Genomic DNA, 26,654 nt, shown 5'->3' with positions numbered 1-26,654 from the left:
ACCACTGAGTCCGCGCTGATCGAACGCTGATTGGCCGGGCGCAGGCTGGGGCCATGAACTTCGATCTCCAACGGGTGCCCGTCGCCGACCACGTGTCACTGAACGTCGCCGTCGCGGGCAGTGGATCTCCCGTCGTACTGTTGCACGGCTTCCCGCAGACGCACCTGATGTGGCGGCACGTCGCGGCCGACCTCGCCGCCGACCACACCGTCCTGTGCCCCGACCTCCGCGGTTACGGCGACAGCGACAAGCCCGCCGACACCGACGGGAAGGCCTACTCCAAGCGCACGATGGCCGCCGACATCGTCGCCCTCGCGCGCGCTTTCGGACACGAGCGCTTCGCGCTGGCCGGGCACGACCGGGGCGCGCTGGTCGCGATCCGCGCCGGCCTCGACCACCCCGAAGCGGTCAGCCACCTCGCCATCCTCGACGTGCTGCCGACTCTGGACATGTGGAACGTCCTGCACGGCACCAGCGCCGCCGTCGCGTTCCACCTTTACCTGATGGCGCAGCCGACGGGCCTGCCCGAGCAGCTGATCGGCGCCGCGCCCGACGCGTTTTTCGGCTACTTCCTGGATCTCTGGGCCAACGACCCGGCGGCGATCCCGGCCGACGTCCGCGCCGCGTACCTCGAAGCCTCGCGAAACGCCGTCCCCTCGATCGTCGCCGACTACCGGGCTTCGGCGACCATCGACGTCGAGCACGACACCGCCGACCGCGACGCCGGCAATCACCTGCGCATGCCCGTCACCGTGATGCAGCAGGACTGGGGCGCGGCACTGGGCTACGACGCCACCGCGCTGTGGCGGCCATGGGCGCCCGACCTCGTCCACCGGACGGTGACCTGCGGGCACTTCATGGCCGAGGAGGCGCCGGCCGAGGTGGTCAAGGCGCTGCGGGGACTACTGGACCGCTGACCGTCCTATCCGGACGGCTGGAGGCGGCGGGCCCGGGCCATCGTCTCGTCGAGCGCGTCCCGCGTTTCGAGGAGTTCGACGATGTGGGCGGAGAGTCTTTCGCGCTCCTGGGCCATCCGCTCCAGCGCGGCCGTGGAGTTGTCGAAGCTCGGCGAGTCCACGCAGGGCAGCAGTTCCAGGATGGTGCGGCTGGACAGCCCGGCGGCGTAGAGGCGCTGCACGAACAGGACCCGGTCGACGGCTTCCTCGCGGAAATGGCGTTGCCCACGCGGGCTGCGCTCGCTCACCAGCAGCCTTTGTTCCTCGTAATAACGAAGGGACCTGATGCTGACGCCGCTGCGTTGCGCGAGTTCCCCGATGCGCATGTCCGCCACTTCCTCGCCGGGCCACCGCCCGCGTGACCTGCGCCATACGGACTTGTCTCTCACATGGATGTGAGGTTTTAGCGTACAGCGTAGTTCGTTACCAATCCGACTACAGCCACGGCGGAAACAGGTTCCGGCGAGCAGATCGGCTGCAGCCCGTATCCGCCTACTTCCGGTCGGATTGGTAACGCGTGAGCCCGTCAACCGGAAAGGTCCCTCACGATGTCCACCCGCACCACCTGGCGCCGCGCGCTGTACGCCCTCACCGCGGCGTCCGCCGGACTGGCCGCCCTCACGATTCCCGCCACCGCCGCCCAGGCCCACGAAAACGGCGACCGCACGATCACGGTCAACGGCAGCCAGGTCTTCCCCGAGAGCGTCGCGGCCGACCACCGTTACGTCTACACCGCGAGCATGGCGGACGGCACCGTCTACAGAGGACGCGTCGGCGCGAAGACGCTCGACCCCTTCCTGCCGGCCGGGCAGAACGGCCGCACCCAGGTCACCGGGGTCAAGCTCGACGGCGACCGCCTGCTGCTCGCGGGCGGGTTCACCGGGCACTTCTTCGTCTACACCAGCGCCGGGCAGCTCGTCTCCGACTACACCGTCGCCGGCGCGGACAAGACCCTGGTCAACGACGCGGCCGTCGCCGCCGACGGGGACGTCTACGTCACCGACTCGTTCCGCGCCGTGGTCTACCGGATCCCGGCGGCCGAGGTGCACGCCCCCGCCGCCGGCGCCCACCGGCCCCTGCAAGTGGCCTACCACCTGCCCGACTACGTGGCCGGCACGTCCAACGGCAACGGCATCGTCGCCACCCCGGACGGCCGGTCCCTGATCGTGGGCTACTGGAACAGCGGCGCGCTCTACCGGCTCACCCTGGCCACCGGCGAGGTCCGCAAGATCGACGCTCCCGCCCTGACCAGCGCCGACGGCATGGTGCTGCGCGGGAACACCCTGTACGTCGCCCGCTCGGTGGACACCGAAATCGCCACCGTGCGCCTCTCCCCCGATTACACCCGGGCCACCGTCTTGTCCGAACGCACCTACCCCGGGGCCGACACCCCCACCGGCATCGCGGCGAGCGGGGACCGGCTGCTGGTGACCAACTCCCAGTTCGACACGTTCCTCTACGGGGCGCCGCTGACCAGCCCGGTGTTCACGCTGGAAAGCCTGCCGCTGCGCTGAAACCGCCCCGGGCTCCACTGACGCTCCCTGTCAGTGGAGCCCGGTTAGCGTCCCGGCATGACCACGAAAACCACCGGCTACGGCGATTTCGACTTCCTCATCGGCACCTGGGAGGTGACCAACCGGCGGCTGCTCGCGCCGCTGACCGGCGGCACCGAATGGGACACCTTCCCCGGGGTTTCGGTGAGCACCGGCCGGATCTTCGACGGCGGCGCGCACTTCGACGAGATCGTCTTCCCCACCAAGGGCTTCCGCGGCCTGACCCTGCGCCTCTACGACCCCGAGCGCGACGAGTGGTCGCTCAACTGGGCCAGCAGCCGAGACGGCCGTCTCACCCCGCCCGTGGTCGGCCGCTTCGGCCCGGACGGGACCGGCGCGTTCGAGGGCGACGACTTCCACGACGGGGCCGAAGTGCGCTGCCGCTTCCGCTGGTCCAACATCTCCGCGACGACCGCACGGTGGGAGCAGGCGTTCTCCGCCGACGGCGGCCAGGCCTGGGAGACCAACTGGACCATGGACTTCCAGCGCCTCGCCGGCTGAGGCGGGACGGCTGGGTGAGGCGGTGCCGGGCGGCTCGGACGAGGTGTCAGAATTGTCAGATTCAGCGGATCTGACACCCGGGAGCGGCCATGGGCGACGACGGCCCGACGTCCGGACGGCCCGCCAAGGCCGAGGTGCTGGCCACCGAGCTGGCCGCGCTGCGGGCGAGCGCCGGGGACCCGTCGTTCCGCAAGATGGCCGAGCGCTCCGGCTGCATCTCCCACACCACCCTGCACGAGGCCGTCAAGGGCATCCGCTTCCCGTCCTGGGAGACGACCCGCGAGTTCGTGAAGGCCTGCGGCGCGGACGAGGCGCCGTGGCGGCGGCGGTGGGAGGAGCTGAAGGGCCTCACCCCGGCGACCACCACCGTCCAGACGAGCGGCGAGGCGGTCGGGCACGCGACCGTGCTCGACGCGCCGAGCCCGGACGTCGCGGAAACCGGGGACATCCGGCTCGCGCCACCAGCAAAGCGGCGGCGGCCGAAGCGAAAGACCGCGCTGATCGTCGCCGGTGCCGTGGTCCTGGTGCTCGCCGCGGTCGCCACGCTGGCGCTGACCGGCCGGCTCGACAGCGTGGCCCCGGCCGTCGACCTCGGCGCCCGGATCAAGGGTGACAACACGAAGTTCGTCGGCGACGTGACGGTGCCCGACGGCACCGCCGTGCGCGCCGGCACGACCGTGCTGAAGGTGTGGGAGATCCAGAACACCGGCTCGATCCCGTGGCACGAGCGTTACCTGCAGCGGATGGACCTGCCGCCGGCGCCCGGCGCCTGCCGCACGCCGGACCGGGTGCTGATCGGCGACACCCCGCCCGGCGACCACGTGATGATCAGCGTGCCGCTGACCGCCGCCGAAAAACCGGGCCGCTGCTGGATCGGCTGGAAGATGGTCGACGCGGCGGGCCGGGAGTTCTTCACCACGCGCCGTCCGGTGTACGTGCTGGTCACGGTCGTTCCCTGACGCTGTCAGATTCTGTCAGACCGGTACCGAACACCCGCCCGCCCGCACCAGGATGGGCAGTGGCTTGGCGCGCAGAAGACGACCGTCCCCCGTCTTCCGCCTTCTCTGGGGGTCGGTCCGTGGTGGCGGCTCCCCGTGAGGCGCCACCACGGACCGCCGGCTTCAGGCCGAGCGGCGGAACGTGCTCCGGTACGCGCTGGGCGAGACCCCGAGCGCGCTCTGCAGGTGCTGGCGCAGCGAGGCCGCGGTGCCGAACCCGCACTCCGCCGCGATGCGGTCGATCGGCAGCTCCGTCTCCTCCAGCAGCCGACGCGCCCGTTCCACACGTTGCTGGGTGAGCCATTGCAGGGCGGAAATCCCGACCTCGTCGCGGAAGCGGCGGGTGAACGTCCGGGTGCTCATCGACTCCCGCGCCGCCAGCTCGCGCAGGGTCAACGGCCGATGCAGGTGCTCCAGCGCCCACGCCCGCGCAGCGTTGGTCGAAGAGGACTGCGGCTCCGGCACCGGCCGTCGGATGAACTGCGCCTGCCCGCCCTCGCGGTGCGGTGACACGACGGTGCCGCGCGCGACCTCGTTGGCCACCGCCGCACCGAAGTCACGCCGGATCAGGTGCAGGCAGAGGTCGATGCCGGAGGCGACGCCGGCGGAGGTGAAGACGTTGCCGTCCTCGGTGTAGAGCACGTCCGGGTTCAGCCGCACCCGCGGGTACTCCAGCTGGAAGTCGCACGCGGACTTCCAGTGGGTGGTCGCGCTCCGGCCGTCGAGCAAACCCATGGCGGCGAGCACAAACGCGCCGGTGCAGATCGACGCGATCCGCGTGCCGGGCCGGATCAGGTCCATCGCCGCGCGCACCGGCGGCGTGATCCGGCGGGCGTTCGGCTCGTACTCGATCGAGGACGCCGGGATGATCACCGTGTCGGCCTCGGCCACCGCCTCCGGCCCGATCGGGACCGGGATCCGCACGTCGGAGTCGGTGCGCAGCTCTCCGGGCTCGGGAGTGCAGGTGACCACCTCGTACAGCGGCTCGCCCTCGGCCGAGCGCGCCTGGCCGAAGAGCCGGTGGACGATGCCCAGCTCCATCACGAGCAGGCCGGGCCGGACCAGCACGGCGACGTGGTGCCGGTCAGGATGGCGGAAGACGGACATGGCCCGATTCTTGCACAGGTTGTCCATCGGGCCACTGGTTCGAGGCCGGCCGCGGAGAGAACCTGGCGGCATGAACGTGTTGTGGATCTTCGCCCACCCCGAACCCCGGTCCCTCGGCGGCGCGCTGCGTGACGAGGGCCTGGCCACGCTGCGCTCGCTCGGCCACGACGTGCGCGAGTCCGATCTGTACGCCATGGGCTGGAACCCGGTGGTCGAGCAGGTCGGCACCACCCCGGCCGACGTCCGCGCCGAGCAGGACAAGCTGGCCTGGGCCGGCACGGTGATCGTCCAGTTCCCGCTCTGGTGGTACGGCACGCCCGCGATCTTGAAGGGCTGGTTCGACCGCGTCTTCGTGAAGGGCTACGCCTATGACGTACGCGGCGAAGATGGCCGCACGTTGCGCTACGGCGAAGGCGTGCTGGCCGGAAAGCGCGCGCTCGTTGTCGTCACGGCCGGCGGTCGAGAGCCGAGCCTCGGGCCGCGTGGCGTGAACGGCCCGCTCGACGAGCTGCTGTTCGGGCTTCAGCACGGCACCCTCTTCTACGCCGGGATGTCCGTGCTGCCGCCGCTGGCAGTCTACGGCGCCGACCGGCTCTCTCAGGACGGCTTCACCGAGGCCGCCGAGCTGCTGCGCAAGCGTTTGCGGGCCCTGCCGACCACGGCCCCGCTGCCGTTCCGGACGCAGAACGGCGGTGACTACGACCGCGATTTCGTCCTGCGCCCGGAACTGGCCCCCGGCCGCACCGGGATGGCTGTGCACCAGTGCCTCACACCGTGAGGCGCTCCCCGAGACCGCCGTCGACGGCCAGCTCGGACCCGGTGGTGAACGTCGCCTCGAAGGCCAGGAACAGCACCGCGGCGGCGACCTCGTCGACCGTGCCGTGGCGCTTCAACGGCGTCACGGCGTCACCCTGCTCCTTGAACGCCTGCATCACTTCGGCCGGCAGCCCGGTGACGCCCATCGACGGGGTGTTGATGAACCCGGGGCTGACCACGTTCACGCGTACGCCGCTTGGCGCCAGCTCCGCCGCAAAGCCGCGGGCGAAGGCGCGTACGGCGGCCTTCGCACCGGCGTAGACGCTCATGCCCGGGAATCCCGAGCCGGTGGCGACCGACGTCGTGAAGACGAACGAGCCGCCGCGCCGGACGAGCGGCGCCAGGTGCTGCGCGGTGAAGTAGGCACCACGGGTGTTGACGGCGAACGTGTGGTCGTACCCCTCGGCCGTCACGTCCGGCAGCGGCAGGAGCGACGAGAAGCCGACGTTGACGAACACCAGGTCCACCTCGCCGAGCGTCTGCCGCACAGTCTCGCCGAGCTTCGCCACCTCGCTGATATCGGCCGCGTCCGAGCCGACGACGTGCACCTTCCCGGACAGCTCGGCCCTGGCGCCGGCCAGGTTCTTCTCGTCGCGGCCGGTCAGCAGCACCTCGGCGCCGCCGTCCAACAGGGCACGCACGACGGCGAGCCCCATCCCGTGCGTGCCGCCCGTGACCACGGCCTTCTTCCCCAGGAACCTCATGACTGCTTGATCACCTCGAAAACGCTGGAAATCCCGTGCGCGCCATGGCCTTGCGCCACCGCCCGGTCGAACAACTCGCGGATCGGCCGCGGCACCGCAGTGCTGATGCCCTGCGCCCGGCTGGCCTCGACGAGGAGGGCCAGTCCTGCGGCGTTGATGTCCAAAGCGGACACTTCAGTTTCGTAAGCGCCGGTGGCGGTCTCCTCGCCCATGGGCGGCAGGAAGCTCTTGACCGCGTCGAGCCAGCCGAGCGCGAGCGGAGTGAACCGTTCGGCCGTGACCCCCTCGGTCCCGACGAGCGCGAGCGCGTGCAGGTATCCGCTCATCGTCGACCACATGATGCCCAGCAACGCGAGGTCGTACAGCGCGGGCAGGCCGACGTCCTCGCCGAGATACGTAACGGCGCCAAGGGATTCCAGCACCGGCCGAACCTCGGCGAGCACCGCTTCCGCGCCGCCGTAAAGGATGTTCGCCGACGGGCCGCCGATGCCCTGCGGCACGGCCATGATCACCCCGTCGACGTACGCGATGTCGCGCGAGGCGGCCCATTTGGCGGCCGTCCTCGCCTGTTCGGGCGTTCCGGATGTGAGGTTCACCAGAACCGTTCCCGGCGAAATCCGGTCGAGCACCTCCTGTTGATCGTCGTATGTGGACAGACAAGTGAGCACGAGGCCGGTGACTTCGGCGACACTTCCCGCCACCTTCGCCCCGCGCCCGGCGAGCGCGGCGGCCTTGCCCGGCGACCGGTTCCACACCGTCACCTCGTGCCCGGCCCCCAGCAGGGCCCCGGCGAGCGCCGAGCCCATCCGGCCCAGCCCCAGCACACTCACCGGCTTCGGAATCTTTTCCATGGCACCGATGCTGCTGCCCCGCTTTACTGGGGACAAGTACCGACTAATAGGTGGGGTGCCCACCAGAACGTAAGGATCGAGCATGCAGCCACGCAGCTACAACTGCGGCCTGGACGCGGCCATCGACGTGATCGGCGGCCGCTGGAAGTCGCTGGTCCTCTGGGCGCTGCACGAGGAGCCGCTGCGGTTCGGCGAGCTGAAGCGCAGTGTCCGCGGGATCAGCGAGAAAATGCTCATCCAGTCGCTGCGAGAACTCGAGCACGACGAGATCGTGCACCGCGAGGCGCACGCGGAAATCCCGCTGCGCGTCGAGTATTCGCTGACCGAACGCGGCCAGGCGCTCAACACCGCGCTGTTGCCGCTGGGTGATTGGGGCGAGAGCAACATGCGGCACATCGCCGGACGACGGGGCGTCGAACCGGCTCCCCAGCACTGAAGACTCGTGAGTGTTCAGGACGGTTAGAACCGTCATGAACACTCACGAGCGCTAGCCGGTGAAGAACGTGCCCGCGGCCTTCATCGCGACCTCGTCGCGGAGCACGTCACCGGGACGGCTTCCGTTGCCCAGCAACACACCGCCCCATCGCATCCCCAGGTAGTCCGCGGTCTTCTCCAGGGTGCCCACGAGCGGGTCCGCCTGCTCCGGCCCCTCGCTCAGCACGCTGACGCCCCACAGCGTCTTGCCCTTCATCCGGGCCTTGAACTCCGCCTCCGGGCGGCGCATCCAGCCGGACCAGTAGTCGAGGTACAGCTTCACGCTCGCCGCCACCGAGTACCAGTAGACGGGCGAGGCGATCACCAGGTCGGTGGCCGCGAAAGTGTTGTCCATCAACAGTTTCTCGTTGCCTTCGGGCACCGGGTGGTCGCCGCCGCCGTGCCGCCGGTCCTCGAACGCGGGCAGCGGCAGCTCCGGCAGCCGGAGCCAGGTCTGCGCCGTCCCGCGCGGAATCTCCGCCGCGGCCCGCCGCGCGAGCATCTCGGTGTTGCCGCCGGCCCGCGCCGCCGCCACCAGGAACAGGAAGCTTCGATCCGTCATGCGATCCCTCCTCGGGTGAAATATATGCATGTGCATACAGATGTTGTCATTGCATATACTCTCGAGTCAAGCGAGGAGGACACATGCGCACCGACGAAGAGGCCTGGGGACGGATGCTGGCCCTGCACGCGCGCATCGAGCAGGAGCTGACGAAGGCGTTGCACCGCAGGCACGGGCTCGGCCTCTCGGAATACCGCGCGCTCGGCAAGCTGGCCGCGGCCGAGAAGCGCGGGCTGCGCATGCAGGAGCTGGCCGAGGCGGTCGGGCTGAACCAGAGCTCCGTCAGCCGCATGGTCGCGCGACTGGAGGACGGCGGGCTGACCTTCCGGGACATCTGCGAGGACGACCGCCGCGGCGTCTACTCCGTGATCACCGACGCCGGCCTCGCCCGCCACGCCGAAACCGAGCCGACCTACCGCGAAATCCTCGCCGCGGCACTCGACCAGGCCGCCGCGGACCCCACGCTGGCCGAGGCCGTGGCCGCCATCCGACCGGCTTGACACGTATATGCCTTGATGGTTATGTACGGGCACTGGCTACCCGAGGAGGACGTCGTGCCCGCACGCGCACAGCTCGAGACCGTCGGCGACCGGCCGGTGCTCCGCCTGGAGCGCCGGCTGCGGCACAGCCCTGAGCGGGTCTGGCCGATGGTCAGCGATCCGGCCGAGCTGAAGCACTGGTTCCCCGCGGCGATGAGCGGCGAGTTCGAGCCGGGGGCCACGATCGAGTTCACCTTCGAGGGCGCGACCGAGTCCAGCGAGGGCCAGGTGCTCACCTTCGACCCGCCGCGGGTGTTCGAATTCTCCTGGAACTCCGACGTCCTGCGCATCGAGCTCACGCCCGACGGCGACGGCTGCCTGCTCGAGTTCACCCACACGTTCAACCGCGGCGAGTCCGCGATCGCCCGGCTCGCCGCCGGCCGCACCGCCGCCGGCTGGGACACCTGCCTCGACACGCTCGGCGCCCGCCTCGACGGCCGCGAGCCGACCCCGCCGGACGGCTGGCACGAGCGGATGTCCTCGTACACCGAGGAATTCGGCGTCGACGAGGGTGAAGTCCTCAACGGCGGCACGCTGATCCGCTTCCGCCACGACCTGGTCTGGAAGCCGTTGGCCGACGTCTGGTCGCTGCTGCCGGGCCCGGGCGACGGCGAGGTGACCGAGTCCGTGGAGCCGGAGGTGCTCGAATACACCTGGCTGCACAACGGAAAACCGGCCGGACGCGTGCGCTGGGAGCTGCTGCTCGACCCGCTCGACGGCGTCCGCGCGTCGTTCACTCAGACCGTTCCGGAAGAGCTGTCCGCACTGCTCCCGGAGCTGCTGGCCGCCCGGCACGAACAGTTGGCGGCGCTGTTCGCCCGCACCTTCGGCGTCGAGCCGGAGCCGTGGCCCGCCGACCGGGTGGAAGCGGTCACGAAGCACTATTCCTTGCTGGCTAAGGAATAGCCCCTCAGCCGAGCGCGCGGTTGTACGCCGCGAACCGGCGGGCGGCGTCGCCGGGCAGAGGCTTGCCACCCAGCACCAACCGCGGCGCCGGATCATGCGGGGTCAGACCGCGGGCGACCAGCCACTCGCCGAGGCCGGGCTGCCCGAGATCGGCGTCGACGCGGACCTCGCCGCCCGCGGCCCGGGCGATCCCGCGGACCAGGGCGCGGGCCTGCTCCTCGTCGGCCGCGACGATCGGGCCGATCACGGTGCGGCCCTCGGACTCCGTGCCCAGCGCGTAGCTGGATTCGGTGACGTGGACGTGCTCGGCGTCGAACAACAGCCGTTCGAGCAGCGCGCGGCGGTCGAAGCCCATGGCCTCGGCGTCCAGCTCGTACACGCGGGTCAGGTCGGGCGGCGCGATCGGCCGGGACGCCGGGCCACCGTCGTCGGCGAGGGACCCGACGTGACCCCGGCAGCCGCCGTCGGCGATGAAGCCCATGGACTCGTACAGCGGACGGCCGGCCTCCGTGGCGTGCAGGGTCACGACCGCTTCGCCGGACTCGGCCAGCGCGTCGGTCATCAGCCGCCGGCCGAGGCCCTGGCGTTCGAAGCGGGACGCGACCACCATCATCGAGATCGACGCGAGCGGACCGGTCTTGGTGAGCACGACCGTGGCGGCCAGGCCTCCGTCCGGGGCGTCGACGCCGAACCCGCGGCCGACGTCGAGCACCACGGACCACTTGCGCGAATCGCGCGGCCAGCCGCGGGCGGCGGCCAGGTCGAGGCAGGCGGACAGGTCGGCGGGCCCGATCGGGCGAACGGCGAACGGCACGCCGCCAGCTTAGGCCGGGACGAGGCCTACGCCACACGCGTGGCGACCCGGCAGTAGCTAGGCTGCGGATCCATGAGCAGTGCGACGCAGCCGCTCGGGACCCCGCCCGAGGAAGAACCGGACATCCACACGACGGCCGGCAAGCTCGCGGACCTCTATCGCCGGTACGACGAAGCGGTCCACGCCGGATCCGAGCGCGCGATCGAGAAGCAGCACGCCAAGGGCAAGAAAACGGCGCGCGAGCGGATCGACCTGCTGCTCGACGAGGGCTCGTTCGTCGAACTCGACGAGCTGGCGCGACACCGTTCGACGAACTTCGGGCTGGAGAAGAACCGCCCGTACGGCGACGGCGTGGTGACCGGCTACGGCACCGTCGACGGCCGTGGTGTGTGCGTGTTCTCCCAGGACGTCACCGTCTTCGGCGGCGCGCTCGGCGAGGTCTACGGCGAGAAGATCGTCAAGGTGATGGACCTGGCGATCAAGACCGGCCAGCCGATCATCGGCATCAACGAGGGCGGCGGCGCGCGCATCCAGGAGGGCGTCGTCTCGCTCGGTCTCTACGGCGAGATCTTCCGCCGCAACACCCTGGCCTCGGGCGTGATCCCGCAGATCTCGCTGATCATGGGCGCGAACGCGGGCGGGCACGTCTACTCCCCCGCGCTGACCGACTTCGTCGTGATGGTGGACGAGACCTCGCAGATGTTCATCACCGGCCCGGACGTGGTCAAGACCGTGACCGGCGAGGACGTGACCTTCGAGGAGCTGGGCGGCGGGCGCACGCACAACACCAAGTCCGGCGTCGCGCACTACCTGGGCTCCGACGACGAGGACGCGATCGCGTACGTCAAGGAGCTGCTCTCGTACCTGCCGCAGAACAACCTGTCCGAGGCGCCGGTCTTCGAGCCGGGCGACGCGCCGGCCGGGTTCTTCGACAACGTGACCGACGCCGACCGCGAGCTGGACACGATCATCCCGGACTCGCCGAACACCCCGTACGACATGCACGAGGTCGTCACGCGCGTGCTGGACGACGGCGAGTTCCTCGAGGTCCACGAGCTGTTCGCGCCCAACATCCTGGTCGGCTTCGGCCGGGTGGACGGCCGCAGCGTCGGCGTGGTCGCGAACCAGCCCACGCAGTTCGCGGGCTGCCTGGACATCGCGGCGTCGGAGAAGGCGGCGCGGTTCGTGCGGACCTGCGACGCGTTCAACATCCCGGTGCTCACCTTCGTCGACGTGCCCGGCTTCCTGCCCGGCACCGACCAGGAGTGGAACGGCATCATCCGCCGCGGCGCGAAGCTGATCTACGCGTACGCGGAGGCGACGGTCCCGCTGATCACCGTCATCACGCGCAAGGCGTACGGCGGCGCGTACGACGTGATGGGCTCGAAGCACCTCGGCGCCGACGTCAACCTGGCCTGGCCGACCGCGCAGGTCGCCGTGATGGGCGCGCAGGGAGCGGCGAACATCGTGCACCGCAAGACCCTGGCGAACGCCGCGGCCGAGGGGCGCGATGTCGACGCTCTCCGCGCCGAGCTGATCCAGGAGTACGAGGACACGCTCCTGAACCCGTACGCCGCGGCCGAACGCGGTTACGTCGACTCGGTCATCGTGCCCGCGCACACCCGCGGCCATGTGGCGAAGGCGCTCTCGCTGCTGCGGAACAAGCGCGAGACCCTGCCGCCGAAGAAGCACGGCAACATCCCCCTGTGAGGAGCCCCCGATGACCGACGCCCGCCCGCTGCTGCGCGTCGTCCGCGGCCACCCGGACGACGCGGAACTCGCGGCGCTCACGGCCGTCGTGGCGGCTGCGGCTGCCTCGTCCGCGGCCGCTTCACCTGGCCCGGCTCGGCGGACGTCGTGGTGGGGTGACCGGGCTGCGCAGCTTCGCGCCCCGCTTCACCCTGGGGAAGGGGCTTGGCGCGCTTCGGCGCTGCCCCGCTGACCGCCGCCGCCACGCTGACTCGTGAGTGTTCATGCCGGTTCTAACCGTCACAAACACTCACGAGTCACCCGGTCCACCAGTGCATCGGTAAACGACCGCGGCACCGCATCCCCAGTCACCAGCACGCGGTAGTGGACCGGCCCGACCAGCCGTTCCACCGCGTCGTCCAGATCGGTTCCGGCGGCCAGCTCGCCGCGCGCCACCGCGCGTTCGAAGGGCAGCCGGTCGCGCGCCCGCTGGTCGAGCAGATGCCCGGCGCGCAGCCGGGTGGCCAGCTCCGGATCGTGCTGGGCCTGGCCGAGCAGGGCCCGCAGCACCGCCCCCGCGTGCGCCGTGGTCAGGAACTCCGCGACGGCGGCGAGGTGCTCCCGCAGGTCGCGGCGGAGGTCTCCGTGGTCCGGCGGGGTCAGCTCCTGCGCCAGGTCGTCGCCGAGCGCGTCCAACAGGACGTCCACTTTGGACGGCCACCAGCGGTAGATGGTCTGTTTCGCGACCCCGGCCCGTACCGCGATCTTCTCCATGGTCAGGCCCGCGAACCCGTGCTCCACCAGCAGGTCGTCGGCCGCGTTGAGCACCGCCTCACGGGCCTGCTCGCTGCGCCCGTGCCGGTTGCCGTGATGCCGGCGCGCCTGGTCGTCCGCCACCGTGATCTCTCCCACGCCGCGGAAGTCTAGCGACTTCTAGACAAGACGCAACGTTGCGTCTAGCGTTTCCCCGGGGAAAGACAATCCGGCGTCCAGCGCCGGCAAAGGGGGTAACTGTGTGTGTCGCCTGCGGCGTGCCCGGACACGTGCCCGAGGCCGTTGAGGCAGCAACGGCGCCGGGACCGCGGCCGCGTAAATTCGCCGCGCTCTACAACAAGGACTGCCGCCCGTACCTGTTCGGCACCGCGCTGGCGATGATGGCCGACAACATCGAGCACGTCATCACTTATTGGGTGCTGTGGGAGAAGTTCCACTCGCCCGCGCTCGCCGGGTTCGAGGTGATCAGCCACTGGGTGCCGTTCCTGCTGTTCTCGGTGTACTTCGGCTCGCTGGCCGACCGGCACGACTGCCGCCGGATCATCCAGGCGGCGCAGGTGCTGTTCATGGCCGTCTCGGTCACCTGGGGCGTGCTGTTCCTGACCGACTCGCTCCAAGTGTGGGAAGCCTGCGTGCTGCTGGTGCTGCACGGCTGCGCGGGCGCGGTCTGGGGCCCGGGCGAACAGCTGATGCTGCACGACTTCGTCGGCCCGGAGGAACTGCCGAGCGCGGTCCGGCTCAACGCCACCTTCCGCAGCCTCGGCATCCTGTTCGGCCCCGTGGTCGGCTCGGCGCTGCTGCTCGGATTGGGGCCGGTGGCCGGGATCTTCGCGAACGTCGCGTTCTACCTGCCGCTGACGATCTTCTTGTTCCGCACCAAGTTCACCGGGCACACCCGCGACGGCGGCATCAAGCCGCGCCAGCGCGTCGGCCTGCTCGACTCGATCCGGGTGCTGCGGGAGGTCCGGGCCGACCCGACCATGATCGGCATGATCGTGCTCGCGGGCCTCGGCGCGTTTTTCGTCGGCGCCTCGCTGCAGAGCTCGATGCCGATCTTCGCCCAGGACCTCGGCGCGGGCAGCGCGGGCACGGCCTACGGCGTCCTGCTCTTCGCGAACGGCGCCGGCGGCGTGATCGGCGGAATCCTGCTCGAAGCGACCGGCAAGATCAAACCGAGCGTGCGCGCGGCCGTGGTGAGCACCGCGATCTACGGCGTCTCGAGCCTGTTCTTCGCGATGACGGCCAGCTATCCGATCGCGCTGGCCCTGCTGGTCATCGGCGGCGTGGCCAACCTGGCGTCGATGTCCATCGGCCAGACCGTCGTGCAGCTGCTCGCGAAACCCGCCGACCGCGGCCGGGTCATCGGCGTCTACAACGTCTCCGCGAACGGCCTGCGCGCGGGCAGTGGCTTCACCGTCGGCCTGCTCGGCGCAGCGGTGGGCGTGCATTGGTCACTGGGCCTGAGCGCCGCCGCCCTGACGCTCGGCACGGGCATCGCGGGCTGGTACTCCCTGCGCGGACGCCGGACCCGGCAGGTCGCGGAGGCCACCAGCTCCGTCGACTGACTGTCCTCACGAGCTGGTTCCGGGGTGATTCCCGGGCTGGTTCAGGGAAACCCCGCCGTCGCCGCCTGGGCCGCGGCGGGGTTTTCTGCGCCACCCCGACCGACACCGGCCCTTGATCACCGCGAAGCTCCCCCGGCCCCACTTAGTCGGCGATCCGTTTTTGTCGGTCCCCCCTCGTACCCTCAATCCCATCATCACCGGCTGGCCTCACGGACAGCGACAGGGCGCTCACCAGGGCAGACCCCCCTGGACCCCCGTTACCCGAAGCCGTATAGTCCACACGGAATAACCGACAAGGATCACCCGAAAGGATCACTGAGCATGGCCGCAGCGAAACTGACCCCGCTGGGCGTCGCTGTGCTGGAGCTGCTGCACGAAAATCCGATGCACCCGTACGAGATGGCGCAGCTGATGCGCGAGCGGTACGTCGACAACCGGGTCAAGCTCAAGGCCGGCTCGCTCTACCACACCGTGGAACGCCTGCAGCAGAACGGATTCGTCGAGGTCGTCAACACCCAGCGCGACGGGCGACGCCCGGAGCGGACGGTGTATGCGATGACCGCCGAGGGCAAGGACGCCTTCCAGCAGCGGGCCCGCGAGATGCTCGGCGACGTCGTGCAGGAGTACCCGCAGTTCCTCAGCGGGCTGGCGGTGATCGACGACCTTGGCCCGGACATCGCGCTGGTGGAGCTGGAGCACCGCCTCAACAAGCTGCGGGCCGGCGTCGCCGCCGACCAGGTGATCCTCAAGCGCCTCTCGACCGACGGCACACCGGAGATCTACTGGCTCGACTTCCGCTACCTCGCCGCCCAGCGGGCCTTCGAGCTCGAGTGGGCCGAGCAGCTGCTCGCCGACCTCTCCTCGGGCCGCATCCGGTTCCAGGACACCGAAACCCCGCTCAGCCTCGTCACCAAGGAAAGTCATGAACGCAAGACAAGCTAATCCCTGGGCCGCGCTCAGCGCACTGTGCCTCGGCTTCTTCATGATCCTGCTGGACACCACCATCGTGTCCATCGCGATCCCCAACATGTTGCGGGAGCTCAACTCGGGGCTGAACGCGGTCGTCTGGGTGATCAGCGTCTACCTGCTCACCTACGCGGTGCCGATGCTGTTCACCAGCCGGCTCGGCGACCGCTTCGGGCCGAAGCGGGTTTTCCTCGCCGGGCTCGTGGTGTTCACCGGCGCCTCGCTGTGGTGCGCCATGTCCGGCAACGTCGAAATGCTGATCACCGCCCGCGCGGTGCAGGGCCTCGGCGCGGCGCTGATGACGCCGCAGACCCTGGCGTTCATCACGCACCTGTTCCCGCCGGCCAAGCGCGGCCCGGCCATGGGCATGTGGGGCGGCGTCGCCGGCCTGGCCACGATCGCCGGCCCGCTGCTGGGCGGCGTGCTGGTGGACCACTTCGGCTGGGAGTGGATCTTCTACGTCAACGTGCCGATCGGCGTCATCGCGATCGTGCTGGTCCTGGTGCTGGTGCCGGACTGGCAGCCGAAGCACTCGCACTCGTTCGACGTGCTCGGGATCCTGCTCTCGGCGGCCGGGCTGTTCCTCGTCGTCTTCGGCGTGCAGAACGGCCAGCAGTACGACTGGGGCACCGCGTTCGGGGGCATCACCGTGTTCGAGATCATCGGCGCGGGGGTGCTGCTGCTGATCGCGTTCGTGCTGTGGCAACGGTTCAACCGCAAGGAACCGCTGGTGCCGCTGAACGTGTTCGCGAACCGGAACTTCTCCGCGGGCACCCTGACCGCGACCACCGTCGGCTTCACGATGACCGGCATGTTCCTGCCGCTGATCATCTACATCCAGACGGTGCTCGGCCTGAGCCCGACGCTGGCCGGCGCGCTGACCGCGCCGATGTCGCTGGTTTCGGGGATCTTGGCGCCGTTCGTGGGACGCGCGTCGGACAAGGTCAACGGCAAGTACCTGGTGATGGCGGGGCTTTCGCTGCTCGCGCTGGGCATCGGCATCATCGCGCTGCAGGCCCGGCCGGACACGAGCCCGTGGGCGCTGATCCCGGCGCTGCTGGTGTGCGGCCTCGGCATCGGCTGCATCTTCTCGCCGATGAGCAACCTGACGATGAGCGCGGTCGAGCCCCGGCTCGCGGGCACGGCCTCGGGCATCTTCAACACCGCCCGCCAGGTCGGCGGCGTGCTGGGCAGCGCGGCCATCGGCGTGCTGCTTCAGGCCCGGATCAGCGCGTCGATCGCCGACGAGGCGACCACCGCCGCGGCCCAGCTCCCGGAGCCGTACCGCGCGCCTTTCGCCGAGGGCATCGCGCACGCCGCGGCGTCCACCGGCGAGTTCGGCTCGTCCTCGGGCCCCGCGCCGATCCCGGGCCTGCCCGCGGACCTCGCCGCCCAAGCCGGCCGCCTCGCCACCGAGGCCGTCCACAATGGACTCACCGACGCCGCCCGCACGACCCTGATCCTGCCGATCGCCGTCCTAATCCTGGGCGTCGCCGCGGCAGCAGTCATGCGCCGCGCCACACCTCCCCGTCCCCAATCCCCCGCCCCCACGGGTTCCGAAGCCCCCGCGGCGGCCTGACCCGCCCCCACCAGCTCGCCCCGCAAAACACGTGACGGCCCCGGACCCTGGTGCGGGAGCCAGAGCCGGGGGCCGTCACGCTTTACCGCGGGAGAAAGGTCAATAGCGACTGCACAACGCCGCAACCACCCGAGCCGAACGAGCGCTGCCGGGTCTCTGGGCCGCGCCACCCAGCCAAGCGCGACCGGGCCTCAACACCGCGCCGCGACGCCAGGCGCGGCCGGGCCGGTCGACCGTGGACCACGTGAAGCCAGGTCCGTCAGCCGTGGAGAGAGCCATGGAGCGAGCAGCGAAGCGAGACCGAGCGTTGCCAAGCCCGCCAGCGCCAGAGCGAGCCCAACCAGCCGTCAGCTTCGTGAAGGTGCTGAAGTCTTCGGCGCCGAGGCAGCCACCGCTGGGTCGGGCACGCCGCCCTTCGGTGTGCGGAGCTTTGCCCACCACAGCGACCGCGACCTGGTGGGACGAGCCGATTCCGTCACCCGCACTGTCATAGGTCACCGTCGTGCCCTTCCCGGCGTCAGCGGTGACGCCGTCGAAGATGGTCGTACGCGTCTGGTGCGGAGGTGTGGCATCGTTTTCCCTCCGGGAGCCCTCAAACAGATATGTTGCGAGCAACAACAAACTAACTCCACGATCGAGTGTCGCGGGTCACAATTCGGTATCAGCGGGGGTGGGCGGTAACTTTCCTGCCGTGCGCCTCGTTCTCGCTTCCCAGTCCCCCGCCCGCCTCATGCTGCTGCGCAGCGCCGGTCTCGACCCGAGCGTTGTCGTGTCCGGTGTCGACGAGGACGCGGTGGCCGCCGCGCTCACCGATCCCGCGCCCGACGAACTGGTCACGGCGCTGGCCAAAGCGAAGGCCGAGGCCGTCTACGAAACCGTCGCCGGCACCCATGCCGACTCGGTGATCGTCGCCTGTGACTCGATGCTGTCGATCGGCGGCGAGATGGTCGGCAAGCCCGGTACGCCCGAGGTCGCCCGGCGACGCTGGGCGGACATGGCCGGACGGTCCGGCGAGCTGCTCACCGGGCACGCCCTGATCCGCATCGACGGCGGCCGGCGCGTCAAGGAGGCCGCCGGCACCCGGCGCACGACCGTCCACTTCGGACGCCCGACCGAAGAGGAGATCGAGGCCTACATCGCCACCGGCGAGCCACTGCAGGTCGCGGGCGCCTTCACCCTCGACGCACTGGGCGGCTGGTTCGTCGAGGGCATCGAGGGCGACCCGTCGAGCGTGATCGGCCTCAGCCTGCCGCTGGTGCGCCGGTTACTGGGCGAGGTCGGCGTGAGTGTCGTGGATCTCTGGCGGACGTCCACATTCTGAGAGCACTGTCACCCGAACGAGTGACCAGGAAGAGTTCACGAGGGCCCAAACCGGGCCCAACGGGAACTTTCGACCCCTGGGGGTGGCCTCGTGTCCTTCGTCCGGACCTACACGCGACCGCGTGTCTTCGCGGCTGCGGTACTCGGCTCGCTTGTCGTCGGAGCCGCTGTCGGCATCCTCGCGCGGACGACGGGCGCCGGCTGGCTGACCGACCTGCTGGACCAGATCGGCACGATCTTCACCACGCTGCTGCAGATCGCGGTGATCCCGCTGGTCTTCACCGCGATCGTCGTCGGCATCACCAGCCTGCGCAAACTCGGCGGCGGACGGACGGCCGCCCGGCTCGGCGGCAAGACGGTGCTGTGGTTCGCCATCACGTCGCTGATCGCCTCGCTCATCGGCATCGCCGCCGGACGGCTGTTCGACCCGGGCTCGGGCGGGCTGGGCGCCGGGGTCGCCGCCACGGCGCAAAACGCCGACAAGGCCACGAAGAGCGTGAGCAGCTGGGGTTCGTGGGACGCGTTCGTGAACGGCCTGCTGCCGAAGAACTTCTTCTCCGCCTTCGCCGACGGCAACACGCTGCAGGTGCTCTTCCTCGCCGTGCTGATCGGCGCCGCGGCGTACAGCCTGGGTGACCGCGCGAAGCCGTTCGTGGACTTCACCACCAGCGTCTTCGAAATCGTCCAGCGCTACCTCGGCTGGATCGTCCGGCTCGCCCCGCTCGGCATCCTCGGCCTGATCGGCGCGGCGGTGTCGAACTACGGCGACGCGCTGTTCCGCCCGCTGCTCTCGGCCACGCTCGCGGTCTACGCGGGCTGCCTGGTGGTCCTGTTCGTCGTCTACCCGATCCTGCTGCGGTTCGTCGCGAAGGTCAGCCCGGTGAAGTTCTTCGCCAAGGCGGGCACGGCGATCCAGTTCGCGTTCGCCTCGCAGTCCTCGTCCGCGACGCTGCCGCTGACCCGCCAGTCCGCGGTGAGCCTCGGGGTCGACCCGGCCTACGCGGCGTTCGCCACCCCGCTCGGCAGTGCGACCAAAATGGACGGTTGCGCGGCCGTTTTCCCGGCCATCGGCGCCATTTTCATCGCGAACCTGGCCGGGGTGCAGCTGAGCTTCGGGCAGTACGCGGGCATCGTCGCGGTCGCGGTCCTCGGCGCGCTGGCCACGGCCGGCACCACCGGCTGGCTGACCGCGCTCACCCTGACCACCGCGTTCATCGGCCTGGACGCCAAGCAGGTCGCGCTCGGCATCGCGCTGATCTACTCGGTGAACCCGATCATGGACATGATGCGCACAGCCACGAACGTCGCGGGCCAGATCGTGGTCCCGACGGTGGTGGCGCGCAGCGAGGGCCTGCTGGACGACGAGGTGCTCAACGCCCCGGCCGAACGTCCCCAGGCCTCCCAGCCGGAAGCGAAAGTCCCTGCCCCGGCCTAAAAGGCTCGTGAGTGGCTATGCCGGTTAGAACCGGCATAGCCACTCACGAGGAGGGGCAGGTGGAAAGCTCGCTGCGCCGCACCTGGACCTCGGGCCAGCCGCGCAGCTGCGAAGGCGACGTCACCTTCCGCGTGCAGCCGAGGATGTCGCCGCTCAGCTGGTAGACCTCGGCGAGCACGGGCGCGGCCTGGCAGGTCGGCGTGCCCGGGGTCGAGCCGGGGCACTCGTGGCGGACGAGGACCAGGTCCGGGCGGCCGTCCTGGTCGACGTCGTCGAGGGAAAGCGTGCCGGCGTCGGCGAAGTAGGGCTGGCCGAAGTCGCGCCAGACGCCGTTCGACTCGATCAGCAGCTCGCCGAAAGCGCCGCCGCTGACGGTGCCGCGCACGAGGCAGGCGGACGTGGTCCCGGCGATGCACTGGAGCGAGTTCGCCGCGAGCTTCGCGCCCATCCCGGAGATCGCCAGCTCGAACTCGGTGTCCGGCTTCGCTCCGACGCGCACGTGGCCCCAGCCGCCGGTGGCGTCGGCCAGCAACGAGACCGGGGTGCCGCCGACGGTCATCGCTGCCAGCTCACGGCACGGCCCCGAGCCACAGGTCGTGGCCGTCGGCTGGTCCGTCCCCGGAGCGGCGACCGGCGCTGTGCCCGGAGCCCCGTCCTGCGAAGGCGGCGAGCGCAAGACGACAACGGCGACGAGCGCCGCCGCTGTCACCAAGGCCGCGAGCAGCGCGGTGAGCAGCGCCGATCGTGGTGCCCGCTTGAGCGAAGTCCCCATATCCGAGACTGTAGGCGACCTTGCGCTGAGTGGCCGTCTATGTTGTCCCCGTGACGAACCCCAACCTGCCCCCGGCCCTGTACCTCCCGACCGGCCCGGTGTCGGCCACCACCGACGGCGGCACCGGCGCCAACGTCGAGCTGCGCCGAACCCCGGACGGACGGGTGGCGCTGGTCGCCTTCACCGCGCTCGACCGGCTGGTCGACTGCTGCGGCGAGCACCAGCCGTGGATCATGGTCAACACCGAGCACCTGCCGCGGATCCACCAGGTCAACCCCTACGACGTGATCGTGCTCGACTCCGAGCTCCCGGTCGAGCTGCGCCACCGGGCGCGGGTATAACCGGAAGGAGGTGGTCCAGCTCTCATCCCGGCGGATGCGGCGGTCCGTAGACTCCCGGATTACCAGCAGCGGAGCTGACGTGACACACGGGGAGGTACGGGGTGAGCGAGCAGGACGTCGCGAGCACGGGCGGTCCGGTGACCAGGGTCCTGGTCGCCAACCGGGGTGAGATCGCGGTCCGCGTGATCCGGGCGGCGAAGGACGCGGGGCTGACGAGTGTCGCCGTGTACGCCGACCCGGACCGTGACGCCCCGCATGTGCGCCTGGCCGACGAAGCCTTCGCGCTCGGCGGCACCACGGCCGCGGAGAGCTACCTGTCCATCGACAAGCTGCTCGACGTGGCGAAGCGCGCCGGCGCGGACTCCGTCCACCCGGGATACGGCTTCCTTTCCGAGAACGCCGAATTCGCCCAGGCGGTGCTCGACGCGGGCCTCACCTGGATCGGGCCGAGCCCGCAGTCCATTCGCGACCTCGGCGACAAGGTGACGGCGCGGCACATCGCGATGCGCGCCGGCGCCCCGCTGGTGCCCGGCACCAAGGAGCCGGTGAAGGACGCCGGCGAGATCCTCGCGTTCGCCGACGAGCACGGCCTGCCCGTGGCGATCAAGGCCGCGTTCGGCGGCGGCGGGCGCGGCCTCAAGGTGGCGCGCACGCGCGAAGAGATCCCCGAGCTGTTCGAGTCCGCCACGCGTGAGGCGGTCGCCGCGTTCGGGCGTGGTGAGTGCTTTGTGGAGCGCTACCTGGACAAGCCGCGGCACGTCGAGGCGCAGGTGCTGGCCGACCAGCACGGCAACGCCATCGTGGTCGGCACGCGCGACTGCTCGTTGCAGCGCCGCCACCAGAAGCTGGTCGAGGAGGCGCCCGCGCCGTACCTGACCGACGAGCAGCGGGCCCGGATCCACTCCTCGGCCAAGGCGATCTGCCAGGAGGCCGGCTACTACGGCGCCGGCACGGTCGAGTACCTGGTGGCCACCGACGGCACCATCTCGTTCCTCGAGGTGAACACCCGGCTGCAGGTGGAGCACCCCGTCTCGGAGGAGACGACCGGGCTGGACCTGGTGCGCGAGATGTTCCGCATCGCGCGCGGCGAGAAGCTGCGGATCACCGAAGACCCCACGCCGCGCGGCCATTCCATCGAGTTCCGGATCAACGGCGAAGACGCCGGGCGCGGCTTCCTGCCCGCGCCGGGCACCGTGACGAAGTTCGTCACGCCGAGCGGACCCGGCGTGCGCGTCGACTCCGGGGTGGAGTCCGGCAGCGTGATCGGCGGCCAGTTCGACTCGATGCTGGCCAAGCTGATCGTCACCGGCTCCGACCGGGCCAACGCGCTGGAGCGCAGCCGCCGGGCGCTGGCCGAGATGGTCGTCGAGGGAATGGCGACCGTGCTGCCGTTCGACCGCGTGATCGTGGACCACCCGGCGTTCATCGGCGACGAGAACGGCTTCGGCGTCTACACCGACTGGATCGAGACCGAGTTCGACAACCGGATCGAGCCGTTCACCGCGCCCGAGGCCGACGCCGAAGAAGAGGCGCCGCGGCAGAACGTCGTCGTCGAGGTCGGCGGACGGCGGCTGGAAGTCTCGCTGCCGGGCGGCTTCGCCCTCGAAGGCGGCGCGGCCACGGCGACGAAGGCCAAGCCGCGCAAGCGTGCGGGCGGCGCGAAGGCGACCGTGAGTGGTGACGCGGTGACGGCGCCGATGCAGGGCACGATCGTCAAGATCGCCGTCGAAGAGGGCCAGCGGGTCGAGGCCGGCGAGCTGATCGTGGTGCTCGAGGCGATGAAGATGGAAAACCCGGTCACCGCACACAAAGCGGGCACCGTCACCGGGCTTTCGGTCGAGGTCGGCGCCGCCGTGACCCAGGGAACGTCACTGCTGGAGCTCAAGGACTGAAGTTGTGCCGAATGTCGTGGGTCCGCGGGCCTTCGGCGGCCTACCATCGATGACGTGACAGAGGTTCCGTCTCCGCAGCTGCGGATCAGCGACCAGGAGCGGGAATCCGCACTGAGCGCGCTCGGCGATCACATGACCGCCGGGCGGATCGACATCGACGAGTACGGCGAGCGCTCGGCCCGGATCACCGCGGCGAAGACCCGGGGCGAGCTGGGCGAGCTGTTCGCCGACCTGCCCCAGCCGCACCCGGCGTACGGCGCGGCCGCGGCCGCCGCGGCGCCACCGGCGGACCCGGCCCCGGCTCCCCGGCCGGAGCCGTCGACCGCCGTGGCCGCGCCGCGGGGCTGGTCCGGCGGTCAGCGGCTGGCCGCCTCGATCGTGCCGCTGGCCTGGCTGGTGGCCATCGTGCTCATCTCGACCGGCGTGGTCGCCCCCTGGCCGATGATCGCCCTGCCGATCGCGTTCACCATCTTCGGCCGGGCGCTGTGGGGCCACGGCTCGGACCACGACCACCGGGACCGTGACGACCGCCGGATGGACCACCGCGAGCACCGGCTCGACCACCGCGACCGGCGTCGTGAGATGCGCGACGAGTTCCGTCGCCAGCGCCGGTTCGACCGCTGAGGACCACCGTGACCGACATGCGGCTGAGCGACGACGAGCGGCAGGACGCGCTCGACGTCCTCAGCGAGCACGTCCGCACCGGGCGGCTCGACTTCGACGAGTACGGCACCCGCTCGGCGAAGGTGACGGCTGCGAAACGAGTCAGCGACCTGCTGCCCCTGTTCGACGACCTGCCGTCGCCGCGGCCGAGCGCGCTGCTGACCACGACGCGGGACAGCGTCGCGCCGGCGCCGGGCCGCCCCGTGGGTGAGAGCGCGCTGACGCGGTGGGCGCTGCGCAGCGCGGTGCCGATCGCCGTGGTGCTGGCCATCGCGGTCTTCGTGCTCTCGCGCGGCCGGCTGATCCTGGTTTTCGCGCTGCCGCTGGCCATTCTGCTCATCACCGGCTGGCGACGGCGCTGATCCACCGATCGGTGGATGCCGCGGACGATCGACGGACTCCCGTGCGCGCCCGAGCCTGCGAGAATCGGTTCATGATGGGTCTCCGGCCGGGCGAGGTAGACCCGCGGGCCGAACGGCTCGGCGGGCGGATCCTCGCCGGGGTGGGCCTGACCGGGCTCGGCATCTGCACGATCATCGCCGCCGCGCTGCCGCACGGCGACCCCGCCCAGTGGCGGCTCACCCTGGTTTTCGTCGCGGTCAACGCCGTGTGGATCCTCGGCATCGTCCCGCTGTTCCCCCGCCGGTATCGGCGGCCGTGGCTCCCTGCGCTGTTCTTCCTCGGCCTGCTCGCCGGGGCCTGGGTGCTGGGCTCGCGGGTGGAGACGTTCACCGCCTTCGCGTCCGTCGGCTACCCGATCGCCTTCTCGATCTTCACCGCCCGGTGGAGCATCTTCGCGGTCACCGCCACGGCGATGGTCCCGATGATGGCCCGCGGCGGCTGGGGCCCGGACGCCAGCACACCGGCCTGGGTGGTCGTGGTGTCGGTGATCGGCCCGATGCTCTTCGTCGCCTGGTTCGTGGGCGTGGAGAACGACAAACGCAAGCGCGCCAACGCCGAACTGGCCAAGTCCAACGCCCGGCTGGAAACCGCGCTGGAGGAGAACGCCGGTCTCCACGCCCAGCTGCTGACCCAAGCGCGCGAGGCCGGCGTGCTCGACGAGCGCCAGCGGATGGCGCGCGAAATCCACGACACCCTGGCGCAGGGCCTCACCGGCATCGTCACCCAGCTTCAGGCTGCCGGCCGAGCCCCCTCCGAAGCCTCGCGGGAACGGCATCTGACCCAGGTCCACACGCTGGCGAAGGACAGTCTCACCGAGGCGCGCCGCGCCGTGCAGGCCCTGCGGCCCGAACCCCTCGCGGACTCGCGGCTGCCGGAGGCGCTGGCGGACCTGGCGCGGCGCGTCACGGATACCTCCGGTGTTGCTGTAGCGGCGGAAACCTCCGGCGAAGCGCGCCCGCTGCTGCCGGAGCTTGAAGTGACGCTGTACCGCGTCGCGCAGGAAGCCTTGGCAAATGCGGAAAAACACGCGCGGGCGTCGCGGATCGGCGTCACGCTGACCTACGCCGACGACGTGGTGCTGCTCGACGTCCGCGACGACGGCACCGGCTTCACCCCCGGCGAACCCGCCCGCGGCGACGGCACGGGCTTCGGCCTCCAGGCGATGCGCCAGCGCGTGCAGCGGGTCGCGGGCACGCTGGCGATCGAGTCCGCGCCCGGCGAGGGCACCGCGGTGAACGTGCAGGTCCCGGCGATCCCCCTGGTGAAAGACCCGTGATCCGCGTCCTGCTCACCGACGACCACCCGGTAGTCCGCGACGGCCTGCGCGGCGCGCTCCAGGGCGAGCCCGACATCGAGGTGGCCGGCGAGGCCGCCACCGGCGCCGAGGCGCTGGCCTTCGTCGCGCGCCACCATCCCGACGTGGTCCTGATGGACCTGCGGATGCCGGAGCTCGACGGCGTCGGCGCGATCCGGCGGCTGGCGGTCGAGCATCCGGCGGTGCGGGTGCTGGTGCTCACGACGTACGACTCCGATTCCGACGTGCTGCCCGCCATCGAGGCCGGCGCGACCGGTTACCTGCTGAAGGACGCGCCGGTGGCGGACCTGCTGCGGGCCGTCCGCGCGGCCGCCCGCGGCGAGTCCGTGCTCGCGCCGAGCGTCGCGGCCCGGCTGATGGCCCCGCTGCGCCGGACCCCGGCGAAAGACCTGACGCCGCGGGAGCTGGAAGTCCTGCGCCTGGTCGCGGAGGGCTCGACCAACGCGGCGGCCGCGCGCCGGCTGTTCGTCAGCGAGGCGAGCGTGAAAACCCATCTGCTGCACGCGTACGCGAAGCTCGGCGTGAACGACCGCGCCGCCGCGGTGGCCGAGGCCTACCGGCGGGATCTCCTCTGACCGCTCGCGCGCGGTTACGCTGGTGGCGTGGAACCCGTGGAGATCAACGCGGGCGCGTACTACCTGCGCCAGCTGCGGGCGGACCGGCACCTCGACGACCGGACCGCGTTGATGGAGGCCTTCGCCGACCCGGCGCACCGGCGGTACGTGCTGAACTACCGGCTGCGGACGCTCGACGAAGCCACCGAGTACATCGCGCTGCGCGCCGCGCAGTGGGCGTGCGACGAGCGCTGTTCTTGGGCCGTCGCGGAGCCGACGACCGGGCGGCTGCTCGGCGAGGTCGGGCTGCGCGAGCTGGACCTCACCTTCGACACCGCCGAAGCGTCCGTCTGGACTCACCCTGACGAGCGAGGCAAGGGCATCGCGGCGACGGCGCTCGCCGCGGCCCTGCGTTACGGCTTCGGCGGGCTCGGCCTCCAGGAGATCAGCTACCGGTACGAGGAGAGCAACGTCGCCTCCGCGGCCATCGCGGCCCGGTGCGGCTTCACGCTCGTCGGGCCGGAACGCGACCCGTCGCCGTCCGGCGAGCCCCTGATCCGCTGGATCCGCAAGGCCTGACGCCGCTCCGCCCGGCTCCGCCCGCAC

The 26,654-nt window shown here is 70.7% G+C and carries 30 protein-coding genes; 22 read left to right on the top strand and 8 right to left on the bottom strand.

The genetic code is table 11. From position 1 onward, the window contains the following. The first annotated feature begins 53 nt into the window (after positions 1–53). Entirely contained in the window at positions 54–917 is an 864-nt protein-coding gene (locus OG371_RS20490) for an alpha/beta fold hydrolase (RefSeq protein WP_329071541.1), read from the top strand. Between the two features lie 5 nt (positions 918–922). Here the strand turns inward: OG371_RS20490 and OG371_RS20485 are convergent, their stop codons facing one another. Continuing rightward, complete coding sequence (locus tag OG371_RS20485) at positions 923–1,282, bottom strand: MerR family transcriptional regulator (RefSeq protein WP_329071539.1); 360 nt, start codon at positions 1,280–1,282, stop codon at positions 923–925. A gap of 222 nt (positions 1,283–1,504) precedes the next feature. Here OG371_RS20485 and OG371_RS20480 point away from each other — a divergent pair, with 222 nt between their 5' ends. The 3 genes from OG371_RS20480 (at position 1,505) to OG371_RS20470 (ending at position 3,969) form a co-directional block, all read left to right on the top strand. After that, the gene (locus tag OG371_RS20480; RefSeq protein ID WP_329071536.1) at positions 1,505–2,470 is read left to right on the top strand and encodes an SMP-30/gluconolactonase/LRE family protein; all 966 of its coding nucleotides are present in this window, start codon (positions 1,505–1,507) and stop codon (positions 2,468–2,470) included. Positions 2,471–2,527: 57 nt separating this feature from the next. After that, positions 2,528–3,010, top strand: a complete 483-nt coding sequence (locus OG371_RS20475; protein ID WP_329071534.1) for a hypothetical protein — start codon at positions 2,528–2,530, stop codon at positions 3,008–3,010. A gap of 89 nt (positions 3,011–3,099) precedes the next feature. Then, complete coding sequence (locus OG371_RS20470; RefSeq protein ID WP_329071533.1) at positions 3,100–3,969, top strand: NBR1-Ig-like domain-containing protein; 870 nt, start codon at positions 3,100–3,102, stop codon at positions 3,967–3,969. A gap of 162 nt (positions 3,970–4,131) precedes the next feature. Here the strand turns inward: OG371_RS20470 and OG371_RS20465 are convergent, their stop codons facing one another. Then, positions 4,132–5,115, bottom strand: a complete 984-nt coding sequence (locus tag OG371_RS20465) for a GlxA family transcriptional regulator (RefSeq protein WP_329071531.1) — start codon at positions 5,113–5,115, stop codon at positions 4,132–4,134. A gap of 70 nt (positions 5,116–5,185) precedes the next feature. Between OG371_RS20465 and OG371_RS20460 the strand changes: the two genes are divergently transcribed. Next, positions 5,186–5,893 (top strand): NAD(P)H-dependent oxidoreductase, encoded by a 708-nt coding sequence (locus tag OG371_RS20460; protein WP_329071529.1) that lies wholly within the window; start codon positions 5,186–5,188, stop codon positions 5,891–5,893. Here the strand turns inward: OG371_RS20460 and OG371_RS20455 are convergent. Both OG371_RS20455 and OG371_RS20450 read right to left on the bottom strand, forming a co-directional pair. Next, positions 5,883–6,635: an SDR family oxidoreductase gene (locus OG371_RS20455; protein WP_329071527.1), complete on the bottom strand. Its 753-nt coding sequence runs from the start codon at positions 6,633–6,635 to the stop codon at positions 5,883–5,885. The genes OG371_RS20460 and OG371_RS20455 overlap by 11 nt on opposite strands. Next, complete coding sequence (locus OG371_RS20450) at positions 6,632–7,570, bottom strand: NAD(P)-dependent oxidoreductase (RefSeq protein ID WP_329071525.1); 939 nt, start codon at positions 7,568–7,570, stop codon at positions 6,632–6,634. Before OG371_RS20450 ends, OG371_RS20455 begins: the two co-directional genes overlap by 4 nt. Between OG371_RS20450 and OG371_RS20445 the strand changes: the two genes are divergently transcribed. Then, positions 7,569–7,922: a winged helix-turn-helix transcriptional regulator gene (locus OG371_RS20445; RefSeq protein ID WP_329071523.1), complete on the top strand. Its 354-nt coding sequence runs from the start codon at positions 7,569–7,571 to the stop codon at positions 7,920–7,922. The genes OG371_RS20450 and OG371_RS20445 overlap by 2 nt on opposite strands. A gap of 51 nt (positions 7,923–7,973) precedes the next feature. Here OG371_RS20445 and OG371_RS20440 read toward each other — a convergent pair whose 3' ends face one another. Further along, the gene (locus OG371_RS20440) at positions 7,974–8,522 is read right to left on the bottom strand and encodes a flavodoxin family protein (protein WP_329071521.1); all 549 of its coding nucleotides are present in this window, start codon (positions 8,520–8,522) and stop codon (positions 7,974–7,976) included. A gap of 83 nt (positions 8,523–8,605) precedes the next feature. Here OG371_RS20440 and OG371_RS20435 point away from each other — a divergent pair, with 83 nt between their 5' ends. Continuing rightward, complete coding sequence (locus OG371_RS20435; protein WP_329071519.1) at positions 8,606–9,022, top strand: MarR family winged helix-turn-helix transcriptional regulator; 417 nt, start codon at positions 8,606–8,608, stop codon at positions 9,020–9,022. Positions 9,023–9,076: 54 nt separating this feature from the next. Next, complete coding sequence (locus OG371_RS20430) at positions 9,077–9,967, top strand: SRPBCC family protein (protein WP_329071517.1); 891 nt, start codon at positions 9,077–9,079, stop codon at positions 9,965–9,967. 4 nt (positions 9,968–9,971) lie between these two features. Here the strand turns inward: OG371_RS20430 and OG371_RS20425 are convergent, their stop codons facing one another. Then, positions 9,972–10,781 (bottom strand): GNAT family N-acetyltransferase, encoded by an 810-nt coding sequence (locus OG371_RS20425; protein ID WP_329071515.1) that lies wholly within the window; start codon positions 10,779–10,781, stop codon positions 9,972–9,974. Positions 10,782–10,853: 72 nt separating this feature from the next. Here OG371_RS20425 and OG371_RS20420 point away from each other — a divergent pair, with 72 nt between their 5' ends. Both OG371_RS20420 and OG371_RS20415 read left to right on the top strand, forming a co-directional pair. Continuing rightward, positions 10,854–12,491, top strand: coding sequence for an acyl-CoA carboxylase subunit beta (locus tag OG371_RS20420; RefSeq protein ID WP_329071513.1), 1,638 nt, complete (start codon positions 10,854–10,856; stop codon positions 12,489–12,491). A 10-nt stretch (positions 12,492–12,501) separates the two neighbouring features. Continuing rightward, on the top strand, positions 12,502–12,723 hold the full coding sequence (locus OG371_RS20415; RefSeq protein WP_329071511.1) for an acyl-CoA carboxylase subunit epsilon: 222 nt from the start codon (positions 12,502–12,504) through the stop codon (positions 12,721–12,723). A 47-nt stretch (positions 12,724–12,770) separates the two neighbouring features. On the opposite strand, the gene OG371_RS20410 is transcribed toward OG371_RS20415, so the two are convergent. Further along, complete coding sequence (locus OG371_RS20410; RefSeq protein ID WP_329071509.1) at positions 12,771–13,382, bottom strand: TetR/AcrR family transcriptional regulator; 612 nt, start codon at positions 13,380–13,382, stop codon at positions 12,771–12,773. 131 nt (positions 13,383–13,513) lie between these two features. On the opposite strand from OG371_RS20410, the gene OG371_RS20405 reads away from it, so the two are divergent. The 5 genes from OG371_RS20405 to OG371_RS20385 all read left to right on the top strand — a co-directional run bounded on the left by OG371_RS20405 (position 13,514) and on the right by OG371_RS20385 (position 20,109). Beyond that, a complete protein-coding gene (locus OG371_RS20405; RefSeq protein ID WP_329071507.1) occupies positions 13,514–14,809 on the top strand; it encodes an MFS transporter in 1,296 nt (431 codons plus the stop codon). Between the two features lie 321 nt (positions 14,810–15,130). Then, on the top strand, positions 15,131–15,751 hold the full coding sequence (locus OG371_RS20400; protein ID WP_329071505.1) for a PadR family transcriptional regulator: 621 nt from the start codon (positions 15,131–15,133) through the stop codon (positions 15,749–15,751). Then, positions 15,732–17,354, top strand: coding sequence for a DHA2 family efflux MFS transporter permease subunit (locus OG371_RS20395; protein WP_329071503.1), 1,623 nt, complete (start codon positions 15,732–15,734; stop codon positions 17,352–17,354). The genes OG371_RS20400 and OG371_RS20395 overlap by 20 nt, the downstream gene beginning before the upstream one ends. A gap of 691 nt (positions 17,355–18,045) precedes the next feature. Next, the gene (locus OG371_RS20390) at positions 18,046–18,675 is read left to right on the top strand and encodes a Maf family protein (RefSeq protein WP_329071502.1); all 630 of its coding nucleotides are present in this window, start codon (positions 18,046–18,048) and stop codon (positions 18,673–18,675) included. A gap of 90 nt (positions 18,676–18,765) precedes the next feature. After that, positions 18,766–20,109: a dicarboxylate/amino acid:cation symporter gene (locus OG371_RS20385; RefSeq protein WP_329071500.1), complete on the top strand. Its 1,344-nt coding sequence runs from the start codon at positions 18,766–18,768 to the stop codon at positions 20,107–20,109. A gap of 43 nt (positions 20,110–20,152) precedes the next feature. Here the strand turns inward: OG371_RS20385 and OG371_RS20380 are convergent, their stop codons facing one another. Beyond that, on the bottom strand, positions 20,153–20,881 hold the full coding sequence (locus OG371_RS20380) for a hypothetical protein (RefSeq protein WP_329071498.1): 729 nt from the start codon (positions 20,879–20,881) through the stop codon (positions 20,153–20,155). 50 nt (positions 20,882–20,931) lie between these two features. Between OG371_RS20380 and OG371_RS20375 the strand changes: the two genes are divergently transcribed. The 7 genes from OG371_RS20375 (at position 20,932) to OG371_RS20345 (ending at position 26,627) form a co-directional block, all read left to right on the top strand. Continuing rightward, a complete protein-coding gene (locus tag OG371_RS20375; protein ID WP_329071496.1) occupies positions 20,932–21,222 on the top strand; it encodes an SAV_915 family protein in 291 nt (96 codons plus the stop codon). Positions 21,223–21,323: 101 nt separating this feature from the next. Continuing rightward, positions 21,324–23,114 (top strand): acetyl/propionyl/methylcrotonyl-CoA carboxylase subunit alpha, encoded by a 1,791-nt coding sequence (locus OG371_RS20370; protein ID WP_329071494.1) that lies wholly within the window; start codon positions 21,324–21,326, stop codon positions 23,112–23,114. Between the two features lie 54 nt (positions 23,115–23,168). Continuing rightward, positions 23,169–23,738 (top strand): DUF1707 SHOCT-like domain-containing protein, encoded by a 570-nt coding sequence (locus OG371_RS20365; RefSeq protein WP_329071492.1) that lies wholly within the window; start codon positions 23,169–23,171, stop codon positions 23,736–23,738. A gap of 17 nt (positions 23,739–23,755) precedes the next feature. Next, entirely contained in the window at positions 23,756–24,139 is a 384-nt protein-coding gene (locus tag OG371_RS20360) for a DUF1707 SHOCT-like domain-containing protein (RefSeq protein ID WP_329073209.1), read from the top strand. Positions 24,140–24,210: 71 nt separating this feature from the next. Continuing rightward, positions 24,211–25,455 (top strand): sensor histidine kinase, encoded by a 1,245-nt coding sequence (locus OG371_RS20355; protein WP_329071490.1) that lies wholly within the window; start codon positions 24,211–24,213, stop codon positions 25,453–25,455. Then, positions 25,452–26,069, top strand: coding sequence for a response regulator transcription factor (locus tag OG371_RS20350; RefSeq protein ID WP_329071488.1), 618 nt, complete (start codon positions 25,452–25,454; stop codon positions 26,067–26,069). Before OG371_RS20355 ends, OG371_RS20350 begins: the two co-directional genes overlap by 4 nt. A gap of 27 nt (positions 26,070–26,096) precedes the next feature. Further along, on the top strand, positions 26,097–26,627 hold the full coding sequence (locus OG371_RS20345; protein WP_329071486.1) for a GNAT family N-acetyltransferase: 531 nt from the start codon (positions 26,097–26,099) through the stop codon (positions 26,625–26,627). The last annotated feature ends 27 nt before the right edge of the window (positions 26,628–26,654 follow it).

Source organism: Amycolatopsis sp. NBC_01480 (genome assembly GCF_036227205.1).
GTDB lineage: Bacteria > Actinomycetota > Actinomycetes > Mycobacteriales > Pseudonocardiaceae > Amycolatopsis.
This window is presented reverse-complemented; position numbering and strand designations above follow the sequence as displayed.

Bases quoted from the DNA above. Each gene is read 5' to 3' on its own strand.
- OG371_RS20440 (WP_329071521.1), bottom strand. From the start codon at position 8,522: ATGACGGATCGAAGCTTCCTGTTCCTGGTGGCGGCGGCGCGGGCCGGC.
- OG371_RS20355 (WP_329071490.1), top strand. From the start codon at position 24,211: ATGATGGGTCTCCGGCCGGGCGAGGTAGACCCGCGGGCCGAACGGCTC.
- OG371_RS20480 (WP_329071536.1), top strand. From the start codon at position 1,505: ATGTCCACCCGCACCACCTGGCGCCGCGCGCTGTACGCCCTCACCGCG.
- OG371_RS20380 (WP_329071498.1), bottom strand. From the start codon at position 20,881: ATGGGGACTTCGCTCAAGCGGGCACCACGATCGGCGCTGCTCACCGCG.
- OG371_RS20490 (WP_329071541.1), top strand. From the start codon at position 54: ATGAACTTCGATCTCCAACGGGTGCCCGTCGCCGACCACGTGTCACTG.
- OG371_RS20435 (WP_329071519.1), top strand. From the start codon at position 8,606: ATGCGCACCGACGAAGAGGCCTGGGGACGGATGCTGGCCCTGCACGCG.
- OG371_RS20455 (WP_329071527.1), bottom strand. From the start codon at position 6,635: ATGAGGTTCCTGGGGAAGAAGGCCGTGGTCACGGGCGGCACGCACGGG.
- OG371_RS20400 (WP_329071505.1), top strand. From the start codon at position 15,131: ATGGCCGCAGCGAAACTGACCCCGCTGGGCGTCGCTGTGCTGGAGCTG.
- OG371_RS20450 (WP_329071525.1), bottom strand. From the start codon at position 7,570: ATGCTCGATCCTTACGTTCTGGTGGGCACCCCACCTATTAGTCGGTAC.
- OG371_RS20460 (WP_329071529.1), top strand. From the start codon at position 5,186: ATGAACGTGTTGTGGATCTTCGCCCACCCCGAACCCCGGTCCCTCGGC.
- OG371_RS20475 (WP_329071534.1), top strand. From the start codon at position 2,528: ATGACCACGAAAACCACCGGCTACGGCGATTTCGACTTCCTCATCGGC.
- OG371_RS20465 (WP_329071531.1), bottom strand. From the start codon at position 5,115: ATGTCCGTCTTCCGCCATCCTGACCGGCACCACGTCGCCGTGCTGGTC.
- OG371_RS20470 (WP_329071533.1), top strand. From the start codon at position 3,100: ATGGGCGACGACGGCCCGACGTCCGGACGGCCCGCCAAGGCCGAGGTG.
- OG371_RS20415 (WP_329071511.1), top strand. From the start codon at position 12,502: ATGACCGACGCCCGCCCGCTGCTGCGCGTCGTCCGCGGCCACCCGGAC.
- OG371_RS20485 (WP_329071539.1), bottom strand. From the start codon at position 1,282: ATGCGCATCGGGGAACTCGCGCAACGCAGCGGCGTCAGCATCAGGTCC.
- OG371_RS20360 (WP_329073209.1), top strand. From the start codon at position 23,756: ATGCGGCTGAGCGACGACGAGCGGCAGGACGCGCTCGACGTCCTCAGC.
- OG371_RS20420 (WP_329071513.1), top strand. From the start codon at position 10,854: ATGAGCAGTGCGACGCAGCCGCTCGGGACCCCGCCCGAGGAAGAACCG.
- OG371_RS20445 (WP_329071523.1), top strand. From the start codon at position 7,569: ATGCAGCCACGCAGCTACAACTGCGGCCTGGACGCGGCCATCGACGTG.
- OG371_RS20395 (WP_329071503.1), top strand. From the start codon at position 15,732: ATGAACGCAAGACAAGCTAATCCCTGGGCCGCGCTCAGCGCACTGTGC.